Here is a 540-nt window from a genome sequence, read left to right on the forward strand (position 1 = left end):
GCTCAAGCGGCAGAGCACTGGCAGAGGTCCGGGAGCACCGGTGCGGCACTGCCAGTGGCTCCGAGTCGTCGCGCCTCTCCTTCGCGAACATGACTTCAGGCAGCTGCCGTGCTTGCAGCTCCGCCATCGACGGTGCCCCGGACGCTTGTGCAGCCTGAGAGAGGCCAACTTGAAGCAGCGGCACGCACCAGGGATGCAGCGGCAAGGCTTGCAGCGGCAGCGTCAGGCTGGCGGGGAGGTTTGTACACTGCGCGACAACGCTCAGCAGTTCCGCTTCGACTTCGGCATCGTTCACCAAGATTTCGAGGCGATCGCGGTGGTGCGCTCGTACGGCGCCTTGCAGCCAAACACAAGCGCTGGAACCATGTGCGGCACCGTGACCACCGTGACTGCCAGTGCTGCGGCCATCACCGCCGCCGCCGCCACCGCCGCCACCGCCGCCGCCACCGCCGCCGCCACCACCGCCACCACCGCCACCCCCCCCCCCCCCGCCCCATGGCGCCCCCCCCGCCCCAGGGAAAGCGCGGGCAAAAGGGGGCA

The 540-nt window shown here is 70.0% G+C and carries 2 protein-coding genes; both read right to left on the bottom strand.

What is annotated here, in order from left to right:
* The coding region (locus ACK4SE_RS14300) for a hypothetical protein (protein WP_409694062.1) at positions 1 to 295 on the bottom strand (295 nt) is incomplete at its 3' end.
* On the bottom strand, positions 292 to 540 hold a 249-nt coding region (locus tag ACK4SE_RS14305), incomplete at its 5' end, for a hypothetical protein (RefSeq protein WP_409694064.1). The genes ACK4SE_RS14300 and ACK4SE_RS14305, both read right to left, overlap by 4 nt.

Origin of the sequence: Brevundimonas sp., assembly GCF_046293315.1 — a bacterium.
GTDB lineage: Bacteria > Pseudomonadota > Alphaproteobacteria > Caulobacterales > Caulobacteraceae > Brevundimonas.